We start from the raw sequence: 20,333 nt of genomic DNA, 5'->3' as shown, positions 1-20,333 counted from the left end.
CATTATTAAGGAAGCGCTTTGACTCCTCCAAACTTAAACCCAAGCTATAAACTTTTCTGTGAGCAATCTAGCGCTCGTTTATTATTGTTAGAAAATATTCAAGAGGCTCGACAGCAACGTAGTTTAACCGCTTTAGATGGCGATCAAATTGCTCAGCTCGAGCCCTTGTGGATATTAAGTGAGTATTTGCATCAACAGTTTATCCGCTTTCCCCATTGGTTAGATGAAGTGCTAATGCTAGATGTCTTACCTGAGAGTCCTTCAAAAGAAGCCTTGATGGCAGGAGAAGCATTTTTTTCTTGTGAAGCCGGTGCTTGCTCAAATGAGGTTTTAGAGCCTCTTGATGAAGTCAGTTTCTTAAAACGTCTACGTTTGTACCGCCAATGGTGGATGGTTAGGCTGATTGCCCTAGATATTCAACAGCGCCTTTCTTTAACTGAATTGACTGCTCGCTTGAGTGGTTTGGCAGATGCTTGCGTTAATGCTAGCTTGCAGTGGACAGAACAGCATTACTCGTCTTTATACGGTCAAGCGTTAGATTGCCAAGGCCTTCCTCAATCGATGATTGTGATTGGCATGGGAAAACTCGGTGGCAATGAACTAAACCTTTCCTCTGATATCGATTTGATCTTTGCTTTTCGTGAACATGGTGATACCCAAGGAGGAAAGAAAAGCCTGTCTCACCAAGAGTATTTTACTAAGCTTGGCCAAAAATTGATTCAGCATTTGGATCAGGTGACAGCGGACGGTTTTGTGTTTCGTGTTGATATGCGCCTGCGACCTTTTGGGCAATCAGGTGCCTTGGTTCTTAATATGGATTCTTTGGAAAACTATTATCAGGATCAAGGGCGAGATTGGGAAAGATACGCCATGATCAAAGCCAGAGTGATGTCTGGTAGTGATCAAGATAAACAGGCCTTTGAAGCGCTAAGACGGCCTTTTGTTTATCGTAAATATCTAGACTTTGGTGCCATTGGTGCTTTGCGAGATCTAAAGCAAATGATTGCCAAGGAAGTGCGCCGACAAGGTATTGAGCACAACATTAAGTTAGGAGAAGGGGGGATTCGAGAAGTCGAATTTATCGCCCAAGCATTACAGATACTGCACGGCGGCCGTGATCAAGGTTTACAGACGCCAGCCTTATTACAGGTGTTACCTTATCTAGCAAAACATCAATACCTTGCTCACCAAGAAATGGAAGCGTTACATGATGCCTATTTGTTGTTGAGGCGAACGGAGCACGCTCTGCAAGCGGTGAATGATGAACAAACTCAGCTTCTGCCTAGTGATGAGCAAGCTCGTGAGCGTATTGCTCTGATGGTCGGTTTTGATTCATGGCAAGCCCTTGATAAACGCTTATGGGAAGTGCGAAAACAGGTGCATGTTACCTTTGTTGATTTGATCGATGATGGTGACGATGAGTCGACAGGCGAGGTTAAAAGTCAGGAGGCTTGGCGTTTATTGGTAAAAAATCCTGATGACAAAGAAAGCATCGTGGATACGATTGCAGGGATTGATTGGCAAGACCAAGACAAGGTGGTGTTACGTATTTCCCAATTACTAGGGTCGCGTAATGTCGTCTTTATGCAACCGATTGGTCATGATCGTCTAGCTCAATTTCTTGCTGCCTTTATGTCCAAGTTAGCTGAGGAAGATAAGCCAGATTTAGTTTTAGAACGCATTATTCCCATCTTAGAAGCTGTATTACGACGCACTGCCTATTTGGTTTTGTTATGTGAAAACCAAACCGCTATCACCCATTTGATTCGTTTATGTCGAGAAAGTATTTGGTTTACGGAGGCGATTTCCACTACACCGTCTTTACTGGATGAATTGTTGGATGTTGAGACTTTGTTTTCACCGCCAGACAAGGCTATGTTAGAGGAAGAATTGCAACAGGTGTTGCTGCGTTTACCTGAAGAAGATGAAGAAGCGCAAATGGATGCCATGCGTCGTTTTAGGCGCTCCATTATTTTGCGTATTGCAGCTTGTGACATAACAAATGTCTTACCTATTATGAAAGTGAGTGATCACTTAACATGGCTAGCAGAAGTGTTATTAGAAAAAGTGCTACAGCAATCATGGCGCTATTTGACTCATAAACATGGTTTTCCAGTTAGCAAAGGTAAAACGGCGGATTCACCGCAATTGGCTATTATTGGCTATGGAAAGTCGGGGGGCTGGGAGCTGGGTTATGACTCGGATTTGGACTTGGTATTTATTCATGATGCACAGTCGAATGGTGCTACCAATGGTGACCGTAGTATTGATAACCTGACGTTTTATACTCGGCTTGGGCAGCGTGTTATTCATATGTTGACCAGCTTTACCGCTGCGGGTCGCTTATATGAAGTGGATATGCGCTTACGTCCTTCGGGTAACTCTGGTTTGCTGGTATCAAGTTTAGAAGCATTTAGCGATTATCAGCACAACAAAGCTTGGGTTTGGGAGCATCAAGCTTTAACAAGAGCACGAGGTTTAGCGGGCGACTCCTTGTTGCTGTCACGATTTGAAGAGTGTCGTAAAGAGATTGTTTCTATGACGAGAGATCGTCAAGGATTGAAAGCTGAAGTGATTAAAATGCGTGAAAAAATGCGTACACATTTAGATAGTGGAAGTAAGGCAAAGGGTTTTGATTTGAAGCAGGGGGCTGGAGGCATTATAGACATCGAGTTTATGGTGCAATATTTAGTGCTTGCTTGGTCCCATCGTTACCCTGAGTTGATGCGTTTTTCTGATAATGTCCGTCAGCTAGAAGCGGCAGCAGAGGTAGGGTTATTAGCGACAGAGAAGGTGCAAAGAATGATCGACACCTATACCTTTTATCGAGCTCGAACTCATCGCTTGACGTTACAGCAGCAGGGACGTGTCGTGCAGGATGATACTTTGCTTGCTGATCAGGAATGGGTAAGTCGATATTGGGATGAATTTGTTGATGGAAAAGACATTTGTTAATCTGCAAGTATTGCTGTAGGTCGCAAATTGATCAAAGGAAGGCTATACTTAATCAGTTGTCGAATTTTTGAGCAACAGGTTAAGTGTTATTTATTAACCTAAGCAAATGTTTGAAGAGTGCTTTATGAATAGGAGAGTGCTTTATGAATAGGAGAGTGCTATGTCAAGTGTAAGCGGTGTAGGTGGTAGTGAGGCAATGGCGTACGCGAAAGAAGCGTATAGCGCAAACTTATCTAAAGTCGCACAAGAGCAAGAAGCTCAGCAAAACTTGCAACTACTAAAAAGTGCTACGCAGAGCGTAACACCGACAGCAAGTAGTGGCGGACCACAAACAACAACCGACGTATTAGGACAGAATATCAACATCAATGTTTGATAATGTCTGACCTGAGTCTAAAAAGCCCCAATGCTTATTAAGTGTTGGGGCTTTTTTATGTTTCATCTCTTAACCCTTTATTGGTCGCCAGAAGCCGCCAAATAATCTTGATCTACTTTAGGAAGAGGTTGGTCTTCTATTGCGGCTTCGAATGCCTTTAAACGTTTGTAGATGGATAGCAGTTCAACAATGGTTGTCCAAGAGTTGACTAAAAACTGGAATGAGTTCTCAACTTGATCAAATGCGTTGGTTATTTGTCGGAATATACCAAAAGTGATAGTGCCTGCAACAATGGTTGGGGCCAGTGCAATAAGAGGAACTAAAACGCCTGCTTGTAAATATCCATAGCGAACTACGTTAAAATATAGGTAGTTTACATAGAGTCGGAAGTAGTTTTTACGAACATTAAGGAATAACTCCGATAGAGTTGCTGGCTCCGCTCTACCTTTATCATCCTCACCATAAACTAATTCTTTTCGATAGGCCGCTTCGACGCGTTGATTTTTAAACTCTAGTCCAGGTAGTTTTATACCTGCTAAGGCAAGTAATGTTGTACCGAAAATAGACCAGATAATGGCAACAAATACTAAAGCTTGGGGGACTTCACCTACGAAAGGAAGTTCTTTCACATAACCAGATAATCCCCAAAGAATGGGTAAGAACGCGATTAATGTCATGATGGATCTAAGTAAGCTTATTCCTAACCCTTCAACAATGGAGGCAAAACGCATAGTGTCTTCTTGGATACGTTGAGAAGCACCTTCAATATGGCGTACTTGTTGCCATTTAGACGAGTAATAACTTGTCATTGCTGTACGCCATCGAAAGACGTAATGACTAACGAAGAAGCTATTTAATACTGCGACAGTGATAAAAATAAAGGCGATACTTGCAAAGGAAAACAGTTGATCGAAATATTCATTGAGAGTAATAGAGTTGGGCTCAGAAAGTGCTTTTTGAATTAAATTGTAGAAATTTCCATACCATGTATTCAACATGACATTAAGTTGTACGCTGAACCAAGTGACAAATATAATGATGGCTGAGCCGATAACAGACCATTTGGCCCATTTTTGCCCACCATAGATCATCCATGCGCCAATGAATGCCCCGTAACAAAGAGCCATGTATTGATAAAGCCAAGCATTTAGAGCTGTTTTTTGAGCGCTCTGAAAAGCCGCTTGTGCTGCAGCGTCAGCATCCGCTGTTAAAGCGTCAGGAAAATGTACGCCAAATAATGACCCTAGGCTTAAAGTGTCGCCTAAGTCTTGAATGATCAGGTACCAGCCTAAAATACAGGCCAATGCCCAGAAAGCAAAACTAAGAAAGAATAACTTCGGTTTGGGGAAAAAGGATTGGAACACAGGATTATTTCTCTAATTAAGTGAAGTTGTGTAAGCCATTGATCTGTACGACTTGTTTGAGTATACGGATCTAGCTTAAACCAGTGAAGCGAGAAGAACAATCAAGCAGGCCTTAAGGAATCTGTAAAAAAGACGATAACAGGGAGGTAACAAGGCAAATATTGTTTCTGTTGAGAGCGAGTGATAACAAAAGGAGGGCCGAGTGGCTCAGGTTGAAGTTCATTTAGTCCGCGCTTTTTCTATTTCTGAAAGTGGCGGCAATTTGGCCGGAGTGGTGTTGAATGCAGATACTCTGACTAGGCAACAAAAACAGCATATTGCGATGGAAGTGGGGGTATCCGAAGTCGCCTTTATTAGTCAAAGCGAGAAAGCTCATTTTCAAGTGTCTTTTTATACTCCTACCGGAGAAGTGGGCTTTTGTGGTCACGCTACTCTAGGGGCTTTTTGGTTATTACATCACCTAAAACTTATTTCCGTGGGAAGGTTTCAGCAAGAAACTAAAGCAGGCATTTTGGATGTTGAAGTTTTATCTCATGGTGATATTGTCATGGATCAGAGCTTACCAGTCTGGCTGACTGAGTTCCAAGCTTTTGAGGTTGCGCCTTTGTTAGGGATTGATGCGCAATTAATCGATCAAACTGAGTTGCCAGTACAAGTTATTTCTACTGGGTTAGCGGATGTCATAATTCCGGTGCCTTATGGTGTCTTGGACCTACTTGAGCCAAATGATGCAGCCATATCAAACTTTTGCCGACAACATAAAGTCGTTGGCTTTCATGTTTTTGAACTAAACCCTCCGACGGAATTTTATACTGCTAGTTGTCGTAACTTCGCACCTCTAGTCGGCATACCCGAAGAGTCGGCCACAGGCAGCTCTAATGGTGCTCTTGCTTGTTATTTGAATAAACACTTTGGTTATCTTGAGCCTGTGTTTGAGCAGGGCAGAGTGATGGATATGTCTTCGCGAGTTATGACTAAGTTAATGGAGCGAAATGGACAGGTGATGCGTGTCCAAGTAGGTGGAGAGGCAACCTTCGAGAAAAGGCTACTGATTAATACGGATGACTGTAAAGGGTAAAAAAATCGGGCGAATGCCCGATTTTCTGATATTAACCTTGCTTAAGCTGCTTTACTGTTTGCAATGACTTTAGTTATTGCTTGTTCTAAACGTACTAGACCTTCGGCAAGCTCTTCTTCTGGAATAACCAGAGAAGGGGCAAGACGAATAACATCACCACCTGCTACTAGAATTAATAAGCCTTCTTCTGCAGAAGCCGCCATGAAAGCTTTTGCATTGCCTGCAAAAGGTTCAACCACTTCCGCGCCAATTAATAACCCCATACCGCGAATATCTTTGAATACGTGGTGTTTTTCATTAATGGCTTTTAAGCCTTCAACAATAATATCGTGACGTTTTTGTACTCCGCTTAGGACCTCTGGCGTATCAATAGTATCGATAACCGCCTCAGCAATAGCGCAAGCCATAGGGTTGCCGCCATAAGTGCTGCCGTGTGTGCCAAAAGCTAAGCTTTTAGCGACTTCTTCAGTAGCAAGCATAGCACCGACCGGGAAGCCATTGCCGAGTGCTTTTGCGCTTGTGAGTATGTCTGGTGTGACGCCAATTTGCTCGTAAGCGAAGAAGGTTCCTGTACGGCCAACACCAGATTGCACTTCATCAAACACTAAAAGTGTATTGTGTTGGTCACACAGCTCTCGAACTTGCTTGGCAAACTCTATATCGGCAGGAATGACACCACCTTCTCCTTGAATCGGTTCCATCACAACAGCGCAAGTTTTGTCAGAAATAAGCGCTTTTAGTTGTTCAATATCGTTGTAATCACAATGCTTGATCCCACCTGGAGTAGGTTCAAAGCCTTCTTTATATTTTGGCTGTCCACCAACGGAGACGGTAAATAAAGTACGTCCATGGAAGGAGTTGTAGAAGGAGATTATTTCATGCTTTTCTGGCCCAAAATGGTCAAAAGCATAACGGCGAGCCAATTTGAATGCCGCTTCGTTGGCTTCCCCTCCACTGTTGGCAAAGAAAACTCGGTCAGCAAAGGTCTTTTCGGTGAGTTTCTTGGCTAGGCGTAATGCTGGTTCATTGGTCATGATGTTCGACAAATGCCAAAGTTCACCGGCTTGTTTGCGCATAACCTCGACTAATTTGGGGTGAGAGTGCCCTAATGCGGTAACGGCAATGCCACCTGCTAGGTCAATATATTCTTTGCCTTCTTGATCCCATACGCGAGAGCCTTCACCACGTACAGGGATAATTGCTACCGGTGCGTAGTTAGGAACCATTACTTCATCAAAGGTTGCTCTCGTTACTTCTTGTGTCACTTCATATCCCTCTTAATTAATAGGCGGTCAGGTTGCTGACCGCCTTTTGGTTTATATCAGATTTCTTAGTTCACGAATAGCAACAGTAACCATGGCAAGGGTCAGTTCACTGCCGGCTTTTATTTCGCTAAACGTCATACGGTAATGCCTGATGTTATCGCTATTCAGATCACGCCAATGGCTCAAACGTTGCTCTAGGTCTTGTACATCAACACTAGATTGAATGACTTCTTGGGTAAGGGTTCTTAAGCTGTTATCCACTTCGTCGCCAAGACCTGCTTTAGCACGTCGTTGCCACATATCTTCTGCAGATAATGTATGCACACTTTGACGTAACCAATGCAGCTCCAGATCCATTTCAAGAGCAAAATAGGTTTGTGCCACATCCAAGACTTCTTTTTCAGTATTAGCTGCAACACGTATGATGTCTAACCCGTAGAAAAGGTAAGGCAAGGCAGATAACCTTTCTGCCACGCTAGTCGCACCTTTTGCCGTTATGTCTGACGTAATTTCAACTAAATGCTCTTTACTTGGCTCGGTGAGGATCGCTTGCAGGTTCGCGCGAATGATCTCCACCCCAGGTTTGTAAGTGTCTTTTAGACGTTGAATCGATAAGCTTTCACGAGTATTACGTAAGAGCCAAAGAGTTGCACGCTCAAGCAATGCTTGGACCTGAATTAATAGTTCATTCAGAGTTTTGTTCGGTACTTTAAAGTCGAGGTCATTGATAGCATCCCATAGTGCTGGAACATCAAAGATGTCTTCAGCGGCCATGTAAGCTCGCACAACGTTTAAAGCCGATGCACTGGTCTCTTCTTGCATATAGGTGCCAAAAATTGACCCCATGCGGTTACCAATGTTGTTGGTGACATGTCCCGCGATGATTTCTTGGGCTAATGGGTGTGATGCCATTTTGTCAGCAAAGCGTTTGGTTAATTCCGTTGGGAAGTATTCGTTGATTTGAGACATCAAATCTGGATCTTCACCAATGCCGTCTTCTACAAGTTCTTCCGATAGCTTTATTTTCGAGTAAGCGAGCAAAACAGAAAGCTCTGGGCGTGTTAAACCGATGTTTTTGTTCATGCGCTTTTTGATCTGGCTATCGCTCGGTATAAACTCGATTTCACGGTTTAAGCGACCTTCACGGACCAAGGATTGTATTAAGCGCCAATGGTCTGCTAAGCGTTCTGGGGCACGAGCATTAGCCAACGACAGCATGTGGCTTTGCTCAAGGTTATGGCGTAATACTAAGCCACCGACTTCATCTGTCATTTCTGCTAGCAAGGTATTGCGTTGCTTTTCAGTCATGTCGCCATCTTCAACCACACGGTTTAACAAGATCTTGATATTTACCTCGTGGTCAGAGCTGTCTACACCCGCAGAGTTATCAATGGCATCCGTGCTAATCAAACCGCCGTTTAAAGCGAACTCAATACGACCAAGCTGAGTTAAGCCTAGGTTGCCGCCTTCCCCAACGATTTTACAGCGAAGTTCTTTACCATTCACACGTAGGCTGTTATTTGCATTGTCTCCGGCATCCGCATGAGATTCACTTCCTGCTTTCACATAGGTGCCGATGCCGCCGTTCCATAGCAGATCAACTGGCGCTTTCAAAATGGCATTCAGTAAATCCGTTGGTGCCATGGATTTAATATTGCCTTCAATACCTAAGGCTTTACGGATATCGGCATTGATTGGGATCGATTTTGCTGAGCGGTTGAATATACCACCACCTTTGGAAATCAGTTCTTTGTTGTAATCTTCCCAAGAGGAACGAGGAAGGTTAAACATGCGTTCACGTTCCACAAAAGATGTCGCCGCATTAGGTGTTGGGTCGATGAAAATATGCATATGGTTAAACGCAGCGACTAGGCGAATGTGTTTAGATAACAGCATGCCGTTACCAAATACGTCGCCGGCCATGTCACCTACACCGACCGCGGTGAAGTCCGTTGTTTGGCAATTGATGCCAATCTCTTTGAATTGGCGTTTAACGGATTCCCATGCACCACGTGCTGTGATGCCCATTTTTTTGTGGTCATAGCCGTTAGAACCACCCGATGCGAAGGCGTCACCTAACCAGAAACCGTATTTCTCAGAGATGCTATTGGCTAGGTCAGAAAAAGTGGCTGTGCCTTTATCGGCTGCAACTACCAAGTATGGGTCGTCTTCGTCGTAGCGTTCAACGGAAAGGGGAGCGACTACTTCGTTTTGTACTAAATTGTCGGTGATATCCAGTAGGCCGCTGATGAAGGTGGTATAGCAATGTATGACTTCTGCTTGCACCTCTTCACGGGAAGCGTTTTTCTTCAGCTGTTTAGCAACAAAGCCACCTTTGGCGCCGGAAGGTACGATAACCGCGTTTTTCACCATCTGAGCTTTTACTAGACCAAGTACTTCGGTACGGAAGTCTTCCATACGATCAGACCAACGTAGACCCCCACGAGCGACTTTACCACCACGCATGTGAATGCCTTCTACCCATGGGGAGTAAACGAAGATTTCGAATTTAGGGCGAGGGAGAGGAACAGCAGGAATCAAAGATGGATCAAGTTTGAAAGACACATAATCTTTGATATCACCCTGAGCATCCAGTTGGTAGAAGTTGGTACGCAACATCGCCTGAATCACGGACAGGTAATGTTTCAGAATGCGGTCTTCATCCAGGTTAGCAACCTGATCCAGTTCTAGGTCGATTTTTTCCAGAATTTTTTTCGTTTTCTCAGCACGTTTTACGCCTTGGCTGGGGTCGAAGCGCTGTTCGAACAGTTGTACAAGTAGGCCTGTGATGGCTGCGTTTTTCTCTAGAGTTTGTTGCATATACGACAGAGAGAAAGGCACCTGTACTTGCATTAAGTACTTGGTCAATGCTCGTAACATGGTGATTTGGCGCCAAGTCAAAGAAGCATTGAGAACCAACCCATTGAAGCGATCATTTTCGACACGACGGCTAAATACTTGGTTGAAGGCATCTTGGAAGGCTTCACGCTGAGTGTTTTTCTCAAGGTTAACGTCTGCATCAACTATGATGGCAAACTCGACAACCCAAGTATTGGCTTGGCCGTCACCGTTTTGGTCTAGTTCGTATGGGCGAGCCTCTAAGACACGAAGTCCCATGCATTCAAGAATAGGCAGTACATCAGATAGGATTAGGGTTGTTCCAGCTCCGTAGACTTTAAAGAAGTAGTTATTTTTTGCTTGGCCAACTTGACGGTATATATGGGTCGAAATATCGCCTTCACCACCTAAAAGGTTTAGACGTTCGATATCCAATACTGCGGTATTTGGCGCGAAATCTTCACGGTAAGCGGCAGGTAAATAAGGCACGTATTCATTGTACAGGGCATTGCCTTTTTCTTCGCCATTGCTGGTGTGTAGTGCATTGAGCAATTTGTCTTCCCATGAGCTCATAGCATCCTGCATTTTTCGCTGAATGTCTTCTGCATCTATGGTTGGGCTTTGCTTAGGGTCGGCAATTTGAATGGTGAAATTGACGCGTGCTAGAACAAGTTGAGAGAACTGCACATTGAATTCTGAACTGGTGCCATTGCAGGCTGCCATTAAGATGTCTTGCATCTTCAGACGAAGCTCAGTGTTGTAGCGGTCTCTTGGCACATACACTAAAACGTTTAGGAATCGACCATAGATATCCTTGCGGAGAAAAGCCCGCAGCTGACGACGCTCTTGAATTGCTAGAATACTTTCGATGGTGTGGTAAAGCTCTTCAACAGGCGCTTGGAGCATTTCATCCCGTGGATAGCTGTTCAAGATGTGCTTAAGGTTTTTCCCCTTGTGGCTATTAGGATCCACGTTGGCCTGCTCAACAATGTGAGTAAGCTTTTTACGTAATAAGGGAATGTCTTGCAGACGAGCGACGTAGGCAGCGGAAGAATACAATCCGAAGAAGCGCCATTCACCGACGACCTTGCCTTTCTTGTCAAAACGTTTTATCCCAAGGTAATCAAGGTGAGCTGGACGATGAACGGTAGATACTGCCGTTGATTTGGTCAAAATAATCGCGTTGCTTCCGTCAACTGCCAATTTTGCGAGACGTTCATTGAGTACAATGTCGCGTTTTACTTTTTTATCGTCGATATCGCGGAAGGTACCTAGGCCTGAACCATTGACGAGCTTTAAGCGGGTTTCATTTTTTTCCACAATGAGATCATAGGCGCGAAAACCAATAAAGGTGAAGTGGTTGTTGGCAACCCAGTTTAGGAAATCAAGGTTTTCTTGGTGTTCCTCATTGCCTTTTAGATGGGCAATTTTTTCCGATTCGCTAATGATGGCTGAGAGTTTCTCTTCCATAATAGGCCAATCATTAACGGTTATTTTTACATCCACTAGGCTTTTCAGTAGTTCTTCTTTGATTTCGTCCAGTAAATTGATATCGGAAAGGCGATCAATTTCGAAACGCATCAATGCTTCTTTTGTTGAGCCGCTATCGTTTATGTTTTGCAGTTCCCCTTTCTTGTTTCTTTCTACCGCAATCGAAGGATGTGCGGTCATATGAATAGTATGACCTAGGCGAACCAGTGCCATATTGAAAGAAGAGACAAGGAATGGCATATCATCGGTCAGAATTTCGATAACAGTGTGGGTAGATTGCCAGCTGTGTTCTTCATAATTTGGGTTATAAACACGAACTTTTGGGTTGTCGATAGTGCGCTGTTGAAGGAAATCCCATAGGCAAATAATAGTGCCGTATAGGTTTTCGATTGTCTCGTTTACTAAATCTTCCGTGAGAGAGTCCTGGAAGTAAAGGTGAGCAAGTTGAATAAGATTTTTTGCTTCGTTAGCACTGAAATTTTCGTTAATTTCTATTTCAATGCGTTCGATTAGTTCATTTTTTTTGTAATCAGCCATTAGAACCTATCCCTCAAGAAGTTGTGTTCTTTATAAAACTAGTTGTGTGTAGCAAATTTTGAAAGTATTCGTTCAGGACTCGCATTAGATTATTATGAAAACTTTTATCTTTTAATAGTCTATAATTTTTCTAATTACGACATTTGGTTTCCATATCTGCTTAAGTGAGCTGAAAAAGCCTTGCTTAGAACAGAAAAAACCTTTGTTATCCATTCTAGACGAAATAAACTTCTTTTTTACTCTCTATTCGCAGGATAATAATTTGGACAAGAGCGCTTTTGCCTCAAGAGAAATCATGAAAGCGAGTAAAAAACCTCAAAAGTATGGTTTTTTACTTCTACCTAACTATTCTATGCTTGGTTTTTCATCTGCCATAGAAACACTGCATATGGCGAATTGGGTAACTGGGAAAGAGTTATATCGCTTCTGCACTATTAGTCATGAAGTTCGTGAAATGCCTTCTAATACAGGTGTTATAACGGTTTCAGATCACTTAACTAATGATGCTCCAACAGATTTAGATGCGGTTTTTGTCTGTGCTTCTTCTCCTGTGACAAAAAACGAAAATATTACTTTAGAAAATTGGTTGAAAAAACAAGCGATAAAAGGCGTTAATTTAGGCGGAATTTGCACTGGAAGCTATTTATTGGCCAAGGCCGGTTTGTTGGATGGCTATCGAGCGACAGTACATTGGCGGAGTATTGCCAATCTAAGGGATGAGTTTCCACAGGCGATAGTGTCTAATCATTTGTTTGAAGTAGATAAAGATCGTTATACCTGCAGTGGTGGTACTGCTGCCATGGATATGATGTTGTTTTTAATTGGTAAGCAGCATGGTATGACCTTGGCGAGCAGTATTTCAGAGCAATTTGTGTGTGAACGTATTCGGACACATGAAGACCCGCAACGAATTCCCTTGCAGGCGCGTATTGGTACAGGGCAGCCTAAGTTGGTTGAAGCGGTGCAGCTGATGGAAGCGAATATTCGAGAGCCTCTTTCATCCGATGATATTGCTTATCATGTTGGGGTATCAAGGCGGCAATTAGAGCGGCTTTTTAAGCAAAATTTAGACATAGTGCCATCACGTTATTATTTAGAGCTGCGGCTCCAACACGCAAAACAGTTACTTATTCAGACAGATAAAGCGATAACCCAAGTGGGAATTGAGTGTGGATTTGGCTCGGCAGCGCATTTTAGTACGACTTATAAAAGCTTTTTTGATGTCACTCCGAGGGACGAGCGCAAGCTGGTTGCTAATAAAAAGGTGGTTTCTGTTCAATCTGATAGGAAGAGACGGCAACTTTGGCGCAAGTGATTGGTAAAGTGATGGTTTATTTTATATCAGTATTTAAAAAGAGACCTAGATCTCTTTTTAAATACGATTTTATTTACGTACTAGAGCTCGCTAAATGACTAAATAGCATCCGCTCCTGTTTCACCAGTACGAATACGGATAACTTGTTCTAAGGCGGTAACGAAGATTTTACCATCGCCAATTTTGCCTGTGTTAGCGCTGTGTTGGATGACTTCAATTGCGCGCTCTACTTGGTTAGTTTCGACTGCTAATTCGAGTTTCACTTTTGGTAGGAAGTCGACCACGTATTCTGCACCACGATACAATTCTGTATGGCCGCGTTGACGACCAAAACCTTTTACTTCTGTAACGGTAATGCCATTAATGCCTATTTCCGAAAGTGCTTCCCTTACTTCGTCTAGTTTGAAAGGCTTCACAATGGCTGTAATCAATTTCATTTCTTTTTTCTCCATAGCAATAAATTATTATTTTAAGTAAAAGTAACACTCTCTAGTAAAACTCGCCACCGACTCCGTCATTATGATCTATTATTTAATAAGTGGGTAAACAGATATGGGAGAGTCAAAATGGAAAATAAGACTTTATTTAAGCACTTTACGGAAACAATGAATGTTTTCTTCGTCGGCTTGAACCATTTTTTGTCTAACCGATCAAGTGCGCATTTGTTGCATGTGTCACCTGCTCAGAATTTAGCTTGCTATCAAGTTGATGATACGGGAAGGTGTATGCACCTACGACTGGTTTTTATTCCTCAATCGAAAGGTATGATGTTGGGGCGTTTATCTTGGTTAGATAAGCGTGGTCAGGATCATGTGTGTTGTTATGTAGATGAAAGGTTAAATTGTCTTGAGAGACAGGCCGATGGCCACTGGGGCGGGAATAATAAGCAAGCTTATCAGGCTTGTTTAAATTGTTTAGAGTCTTTGGTCGCTTAAACAGACGCCTTGGCAATCAACTTGCTAAGACGTCATAATTTATAGCTCTAGGACGATTGATTTTTGTTTAGTCTAGGCCGTTAAGTGCATCAAGGTCATCAAATTGAGGCTCGTGATATTTTGCCCCCAATCTATGTACTGCGTCGATCAAGTATTTCGGGTGGTCAGGGTGAACGAATTGATGGATACCATGGCCAAGGTTAAAAACATGGCCAGTGCCATGACCAAAGCCAGCTAAAACATTTTCTACTTCTCGTTCAATCACTTCTTTATCAGCATAGAGTACACAAGGGTCTATATTGCCCTGTAAGGCTACTTGGTGGCCAACTCGAGCTCGGGCTTCTCCTATATCGGTTGTCCAATCTAGTCCCAAAGCGTCTGGGCCAGCTGCAGCCATATTTTCTAACCATTGGCCGCCATTTTTAGTGAAGACAATGACTGGGATTTTTTGGCCTTGATGCTCACGAATCAAGCCGCTGATAATTTGTTTCATGTACAGCAAAGAGAATTGTTGGTACATGGGGCCGCTTAATATGCCGCCCCAAGTGTCAAAAATCTGTATGGCTTGAGCGCCTGCCAGGATTTGTCCATTTAAGTATTCAGTTACCGACCTAGCTAGTTTATCTAATAATGCTCGAAGGACTTCTGGGGTTTGGTACATCATGGCTTTTATGTGTCTAAAATCTTTACTTGAACCGCCTTCAACCATATAAGTTGCTAGGGTCCACGGGCTCCCTGAAAAACCAATTAAAGGTACGTGGCCGTTTAGAGCATGGCGAATGGTTGTCACGGCTTTCATGACATAATCTAGATCATCGGCAGTGGTGACTGGTAAGGCATCTACATCCGCTTTACTACGAACTGCATGCTTAAATTTTGGGCCTTCACCAGCTTCAAAGTACAAACCTAACCCCATAGCGTCAGGGATGGTTAAAATGTCCGAGAATAAGATGGCAGCATCTAGCTTGTAACGCTTTAGTGGTTGCAGTGTGACTTCACAGGCGAAAGCGTCATTTTTACATAGGCTCAAAAAATCTCCTGCGTTGGCGCGGCTTGCTCGATACTCAGGTAGGTAGCGACCAGCTTGACGCATCATCCAAACAGGGGTGGTGTCGACAGGTTGTTTGAGTAAGGCGCGCAGGAAGCGATCATTTTTGAGCTCTGGAAACATTCGTACTCTCCGATGTGAATTTTATTTTGAGCGTATTTTACCTAACTTGCCGATTAAAAGCAGAGGAATAAGTGCAATTTATGATGCGGGTTAAAGAAAAGACGAATACCGTTTATTTATAAAGGGGCATGGTGGTGACCAAGATGAGGTTCTATTAGTCACCTAGGTAACGCTTTAAACTGTATTTTTGTACACGTAGGGCCGCGTTTTCTATTTCCCCCCTAGAATGCAGGTCCGCAAGGACTTGTGGAAAGACGCTTGTCGTTTGTTTGACATCCATGCCAGGTTTTAAACGGGGAGAGTAGAGTGCTTTGAGCAAGAGGTAGTCTAATGGGCTTGGGTAGGCATCAATACTGACATCATTAAAAATAGAGGGGAATACATCGTTTGAGTCATTGGGTAAGCCAAGTAGTTGGGTTATTTCTTCCACAATACAATCAAGAAAGCGTGTTTTTTCTCGAGCGTAATCGACTGGAATAATGATGACGCCACGGGTAATTTCAAAGTGTTTATTGCGACGAAAGTTTCCTAGGCATATTGCTTCGTTTAGGGCTGTGCGAATATTTTCTGGGTCGCCTATATATTTTCTAACTTTATTTTCCAGATCTGCATAACTGGTAAAAACAACAATGATACCTGCTTGTTTGGCTTTGCTTGTAAAGTCTATTGGCAGCCCTGTGATATAGGCAAGATGTTGAGCATGGACGCTAAGCATTTCTTTTTGTAAATTGGCATCCCCATAGTCACTTTCAAAATAGAGCCTAATAGGCTTTTCCCAGCGTACCAGTTTAGGGTGTTTGGTTTCTTTATATTCTCTCTCTAGGGCGATTTTGATGAAGCTTTTTTGGATGTAAGCATCATTTTGCCAGCGTTCTTCGCCAAATGCTTGTGGTGTCAAGAAAAAGGCAAATAGGCTTAAGCTAAATAGGATCGTTTGGCTGAGGGCGAACAAGCTGGTTGGCATAATGATATAGAGCGTCTAAAGAGTCGGGAGTAAATAATAGATTATTTGGGTTAGATAGAACACTATTGACGCTCATTTCATGAATCGATGCGACTTCTTTGGCTTGTAAAGTGAGGGGGCCATTTAGCGTTTCATCATATCGGCAACTGTATATTTTTCCCCAAATTCGAAAGCCTTCTCCTTGGGTAAAGAATAGACCATGATTTTCTAATGGGGCATCAAAGCCAAGTTCTTCTTCTAGTTCTCTATGGGCAGACTCTAGGTAAGATTCTCCTTTTTCTACCACACCACCGGTTGTAACACCGTAGTAGCCAGGGCAAAAAGCTTTATCGTTTGTCCTTTTTTGTATTAATAAATTACCAGCGCTATTAAATACCAAAATATAGGTGACACGATGGTAGTCAGTACCGAACTTCATCAGCTTTCTTGGTACATCGCCAATCACTTTATTGTGCTTGTCGACTAATATAATGACTTCATCATTTTTAAGCATATGTACTCAAAATTAAGCGTTGTATCTGAGAGTGGAAGGGTATCGGCATTTATCTTGAAAGAAAAGACTTTGCCGAACTTTTCTCTAGTTCAAAAGTAACAGAGAACAGGCGGAAAACTATTAGCAAGGCGACCTGTTTTTTCGTTTTACTCATTGTGCTGAGGAATCTTGTCTTTCATATCGTAAAAATAGGTATGATGAAGCATTATTTATGGCATTAATTAACGGATAAAGAATAGTGATACCAAACCATGATTTTTTGGCTCTAACTCTTTTATACCCTGAAAAATTGACTCCGTTTGAATTTTCATTTGCTGGTGGTCGAGCTTTTATAGAGGAAACGGGTGTTCTCCGGCTTGAGCCTGAGTGCTCTTCTTCAATTAGCCTTGTGTTATCGGTTGGTATTCATGGTAATGAAACAGGGCCAATTGAGCTTGTTAATGGTTTAGTAGCGGATATTTTAGAGGGGCGGCTTTCGTTAGGAATACGCCTTTTGGTGTTGATTGGCAATCCAGTAGCAGCCAATTTAGGAGAACGTTTTTGTGAAGTGAATTTGAATCGTCTTTTTCGTGGGGCATGGCAAAATCATGAAGGCTTTGAGTCTTTACGGGCACAGTGTTTAGAGAAGGCCGTCAGTGATTTTTTTGAGCCAGTTCCAGAGGGCTCTGCTCATACTCGATTACATTATGATTTGCATACCGCTATTCGTGGTTCTGCATATGAGATGTTTGCGGTTTACCCTTATGTTGAAGAAGCAGTTTACAATCAAGAGCAATTGGCGTTTTTAGCAGCCAGTGGTATTAATGCCGTGCTGTTGTCCCATCAAGCCACGACCACGTTTTCCTATTACAGCTATCTAGTCCATGGTGCTCATGCGTTTACTATTGAGCTGGGTAAGGTTTACTCCTTCGGTAATAATGACCTAGCGCGTTTTTCTGCTCTCAAAACTAGCCTTGTTTCCTTGTTGGAAGAGGGGCAGTTTGCTGCAACCGTTGTTTCACAAATGCAAATTTTTAAAGTAGTGGATGCACTGATCAAGGATCATGAAAATTATGAGTTAAACATTGCTAGTGATGTGAAAAACTTTACTCAGTTTACACAAAACTACTTGCTGACTCATTCGGCTAAGAGTGATTATCGAATAGCACAAACAGGTGATGCTATTGTCTTTCCTAATGTAGAAGTTCCTATTGGCCAAAGGGCTGGGTTAGTTGTTCGCCCAGTTTCCATTGCAGATCTTCAGTTAAACTAAGCCTAAGGTGTATTTAAAAGTGCTCTAAAAGGAGGGTCTTGAGTCTGTTGTTATTTTACTGTATTGTTATGTTATAACATTTTTAATGGTGACATATTTTATGAATAAGCTTCTTCTGACGTTAGGTGTTTCTGCGTTATCTCCTTTGACAATGGCAAAGCCGGTTATTGTAACCAGCATCCAACCTGTTTCTATGGTGGTTGCTGCTATTACAGGTGACCGTGCAGAAATAGAGCAAATAGTTTCTAGCACGGCTTCTCCCCATGACTTTGCGTTGCGACCTTCTGACCTGAGAAAAATTGCTCAAGCGGATACTGTGGTTTGGGTAGGGGAAAGCTTAGAGAGCTTTTTAGAAAAGCCGTTAGAAAATGCAGGAAAAGAAGCTTCTTCCATTGAGTGGTTGGCTCTTGATGGCATGTCATTGCGTGACTTTGGGGAAGAGCATCACGATGAACATGCGGGCCATGATGACCACGACGAACATGCAGGCCATGATGACCACGACGAACATGCAGGCCATGATGATCACGACGAACATGCGGGTCATGATGATCATGACGAACATGCGGGTCATGATGATCACGACGAACATGGGGGTCATGATGATCACGACGAACATGTGGGCCACGAAGGCCATCATCATGATGGCGTTGACCCTCATGTTTGGTTGTCGCCAGATAATGCTAAAGTCTTAGCACGAGCAGTGACCAAGCGTTTAGCCTCTTTAGATGCAGATAATGCAAAATACTATCAAGCAAACTTGGCAAAATTTGAGCAGGGTTTAACGACTCAAGACGCTACAATTCGCGCCGCACTCAATAAAGTCAATAAGGTGCCTTATATTGTCTTTCATGATGGCTACAGTTACTTTGAAGAGCATTATGCTTTGAACCATGCTGGTGAAGTGACGGTTAGTCCTGAACGTAAGCCGGGGGCGAAAAAAGTGGCAGAGTTACGTCATGAGATCGAAGAGCACAAGGTGCAGTGTGTTTTTAGTGAGCCGCAGTTCAGCCCTGCGATTGTAAATACCCTATTGGAAGGTACCAAGGTCAAAACAGCACGTTTAGATCCATTAGGTAGTGATATTAAGCTAGATATGAATGCTTATTTCAATTTTATGAATAGCTTAAGTGATCAATTTCTTAGCTGTCTAGGTTAATCCCTTTCTTATTAATTCGCTCTTTGTGACAACCTACTGCGGAGTAAGTGACTAATACTTGCTTTGTGGTAGGCGTCCAGCCTTGTCCTCTGTATAATAATCTCACCTTACATTTACTGTAATAGAGAGCAGAAAGCTTTTATGAGCGCCCCATCTAATACTCACTTTGACTCAGACCCTCTTATCGAAAGTGCTCGCCGTACTTTATCCACACAAGCTCAAGCCCTTGCTAATTTAGCCAATCAGGTAACAGAAGAATTTGCCAATGCGGTGCGGATGATTCTTGCTAGTAAAGGACGCACAGTGATTTGTGGTATGGGCAAGTCAGGGCTTATTGGTAAAAAAATTGCTGCGACCTTGGCTTCGACTGGTACCCCCAGCTTTTTCTTGCATCCAGGTGAAGCTTTTCATGGCGATTTAGGGATGATTCAAGCTCAAGATACCTTGATACTGATTAGTTATTCTGGCGAAACTGAAGAGTTGATGCGCCTTCTGCCATCGTTGAAAGATTTTGGCAATCCAAGTATCGCTTTGGTTGGTAATATGCAATCGACTCTCGCTAAACATTGTGATTGTGTACTGGATATTTCCGTTGACAAAGAAACCTGCCCAAACAATTTAGCCCCCACGACTTCTACTACCATGACGACGGCCATGGGTGATGCTTTGGCTGTGGCTCTGATGGAGTGTCGAGACTTTCAGCCCCAAGACTTTGCTCGCTTTCATCCCGGTGGTAGCTTGGGGCGTAAACTTCTAACTCGTGTTAAGGACTTGATGCATAAAGACAATTTACCCGTTTGTAGCCCTCAAACGAGCTTGAAAGAGGCGATTTCAGTCATGACTCATGGCCGTATGGGGGTTGTGCTGATTCAAGATGCGGGCAAGCTGTTAGGGATCTTCACCGATGGTGATTTACGCCGTTCCATGTTGAAAGAAAGCGAAGGTATGATACATAAACCTATATCTGAGCTGATGACGCCAAATCCCAAAACCATCAATGAAAATGTCATGATAGTGCAGGCTGAGGAACGCATGTTGCAGGATAAAATCACTCTACTGGTAGCGGTGAACGATGCGCAAAACGTGTCGGGCATTTTAGAAATTTACGACAGATAATCATACTATTTTGCTGTCGCTTCG

Annotated in this window: 15 protein-coding genes; 8 read left to right on the top strand and 7 right to left on the bottom strand. The window is 42.9% G+C overall.

The window, feature by feature from the left end; genetic code table 11:
- The first annotated feature begins 18 nt into the window (after window positions 1-18).
- Both glnE and I8J31_RS04360 read left to right on the top strand, forming a co-directional pair.
- Window positions 19-2,955, top strand: a complete 2,937-nt coding sequence (glnE, locus tag I8J31_RS04365) for a bifunctional [glutamate--ammonia ligase]-adenylyl-L-tyrosine phosphorylase/[glutamate--ammonia-ligase] adenylyltransferase (protein ID WP_199467069.1) — start codon at window positions 19-21, stop codon at window positions 2,953-2,955.
- Window positions 2,956-3,115: 160 nt separating this feature from the next.
- Window positions 3,116-3,331 (top strand): hypothetical protein, encoded by a 216-nt coding sequence (locus I8J31_RS04360; protein ID WP_199467068.1) that lies wholly within the window; start codon window positions 3,116-3,118, stop codon window positions 3,329-3,331.
- A gap of 77 nt (window positions 3,332-3,408) precedes the next feature.
- Here the strand turns inward: I8J31_RS04360 and sbmA are convergent, their stop codons facing one another.
- Window positions 3,409-4,695, bottom strand: coding sequence for a peptide antibiotic transporter SbmA (sbmA, locus tag I8J31_RS04355; protein WP_199467067.1), 1,287 nt, complete (start codon window positions 4,693-4,695; stop codon window positions 3,409-3,411).
- Window positions 4,696-4,897: 202 nt separating this feature from the next.
- Between sbmA and I8J31_RS04350 the strand changes: the two genes are divergently transcribed.
- Window positions 4,898-5,773 carry a PhzF family phenazine biosynthesis protein gene (locus I8J31_RS04350; RefSeq protein WP_199467066.1) on the top strand — a complete coding sequence of 292 codons (876 nt, stop codon included), beginning with the start codon at window positions 4,898-4,900 and terminating at the stop codon, window positions 5,771-5,773.
- Between the two features lie 41 nt (window positions 5,774-5,814).
- Here the strand turns inward: I8J31_RS04350 and I8J31_RS04345 are convergent, their stop codons facing one another.
- Window positions 5,815-7,038 carry an aspartate aminotransferase family protein gene (locus I8J31_RS04345; protein WP_199467065.1) on the bottom strand — a complete coding sequence of 408 codons (1,224 nt, stop codon included), beginning with the start codon at window positions 7,036-7,038 and terminating at the stop codon, window positions 5,815-5,817.
- A gap of 51 nt (window positions 7,039-7,089) precedes the next feature.
- The gene (locus I8J31_RS04340) at window positions 7,090-11,904 is read right to left on the bottom strand and encodes an NAD-glutamate dehydrogenase (RefSeq protein ID WP_199467064.1); all 4,815 of its coding nucleotides are present in this window, start codon (window positions 11,902-11,904) and stop codon (window positions 7,090-7,092) included.
- 295 nt (window positions 11,905-12,199) lie between these two features.
- Between I8J31_RS04340 and I8J31_RS04335 the strand changes: the two genes are divergently transcribed.
- Window positions 12,200-13,219, top strand: coding sequence for a GlxA family transcriptional regulator (locus I8J31_RS04335; RefSeq protein ID WP_199467063.1), 1,020 nt, complete (start codon window positions 12,200-12,202; stop codon window positions 13,217-13,219).
- A 98-nt stretch (window positions 13,220-13,317) separates the two neighbouring features.
- On the opposite strand, the gene I8J31_RS04330 is transcribed toward I8J31_RS04335, so the two are convergent.
- Window positions 13,318-13,656 carry a P-II family nitrogen regulator gene (locus I8J31_RS04330; RefSeq protein ID WP_199467062.1) on the bottom strand — a complete coding sequence of 113 codons (339 nt, stop codon included), beginning with the start codon at window positions 13,654-13,656 and terminating at the stop codon, window positions 13,318-13,320.
- 129 nt (window positions 13,657-13,785) lie between these two features.
- On the opposite strand from I8J31_RS04330, the gene I8J31_RS04325 reads away from it, so the two are divergent.
- Window positions 13,786-14,154, top strand: coding sequence for a hypothetical protein (locus I8J31_RS04325; RefSeq protein ID WP_199467061.1), 369 nt, complete (start codon window positions 13,786-13,788; stop codon window positions 14,152-14,154).
- A 67-nt stretch (window positions 14,155-14,221) separates the two neighbouring features.
- Here I8J31_RS04325 and hemE read toward each other — a convergent pair whose 3' ends face one another.
- The 3 genes from hemE to I8J31_RS04310 all read right to left on the bottom strand — a co-directional run bounded on the left by hemE (window position 14,222) and on the right by I8J31_RS04310 (window position 16,782).
- Window positions 14,222-15,325 (bottom strand): uroporphyrinogen decarboxylase, encoded by a 1,104-nt coding sequence (hemE, locus tag I8J31_RS04320; RefSeq protein ID WP_199467060.1) that lies wholly within the window; start codon window positions 15,323-15,325, stop codon window positions 14,222-14,224.
- Between the two features lie 154 nt (window positions 15,326-15,479).
- Window positions 15,480-16,289, bottom strand: a complete 810-nt coding sequence (locus I8J31_RS04315; RefSeq protein ID WP_199467059.1) for a DUF2927 domain-containing protein — start codon at window positions 16,287-16,289, stop codon at window positions 15,480-15,482.
- A complete protein-coding gene (locus tag I8J31_RS04310; protein WP_199467058.1) occupies window positions 16,246-16,782 on the bottom strand; it encodes an NUDIX hydrolase in 537 nt (178 codons plus the stop codon). The genes I8J31_RS04315 and I8J31_RS04310 overlap by 44 nt, the downstream gene beginning before the upstream one ends.
- A 238-nt stretch (window positions 16,783-17,020) precedes the next feature.
- Between I8J31_RS04310 and astE the strand changes: the two genes are divergently transcribed.
- From astE to I8J31_RS04295, 3 genes are all read left to right on the top strand, one after another.
- Window positions 17,021-18,034: a succinylglutamate desuccinylase gene (gene astE, locus I8J31_RS04305; RefSeq protein ID WP_325101169.1), complete on the top strand. Its 1,014-nt coding sequence runs from the start codon at window positions 17,021-17,023 to the stop codon at window positions 18,032-18,034.
- A gap of 100 nt (window positions 18,035-18,134) precedes the next feature.
- The gene (locus tag I8J31_RS04300) at window positions 18,135-19,193 is read left to right on the top strand and encodes a zinc ABC transporter substrate-binding protein (RefSeq protein ID WP_199467057.1); all 1,059 of its coding nucleotides are present in this window, start codon (window positions 18,135-18,137) and stop codon (window positions 19,191-19,193) included.
- A gap of 141 nt (window positions 19,194-19,334) precedes the next feature.
- Window positions 19,335-20,309, top strand: a complete 975-nt coding sequence (locus I8J31_RS04295; RefSeq protein ID WP_199467056.1) for a KpsF/GutQ family sugar-phosphate isomerase — start codon at window positions 19,335-19,337, stop codon at window positions 20,307-20,309.
- The last annotated feature ends 24 nt before the right edge of the window (window positions 20,310-20,333 follow it).

Origin of the sequence: Marinomonas transparens, assembly GCF_016463975.1 — a bacterium.
GTDB classification, from domain to species: Bacteria; Pseudomonadota; Gammaproteobacteria; order Pseudomonadales; family Marinomonadaceae; genus Marinomonas; species Marinomonas transparens.
The sequence above is the reverse complement of the archived record's forward strand: the minus strand, read 5'-3'. Positions and strand labels throughout refer to the sequence as shown.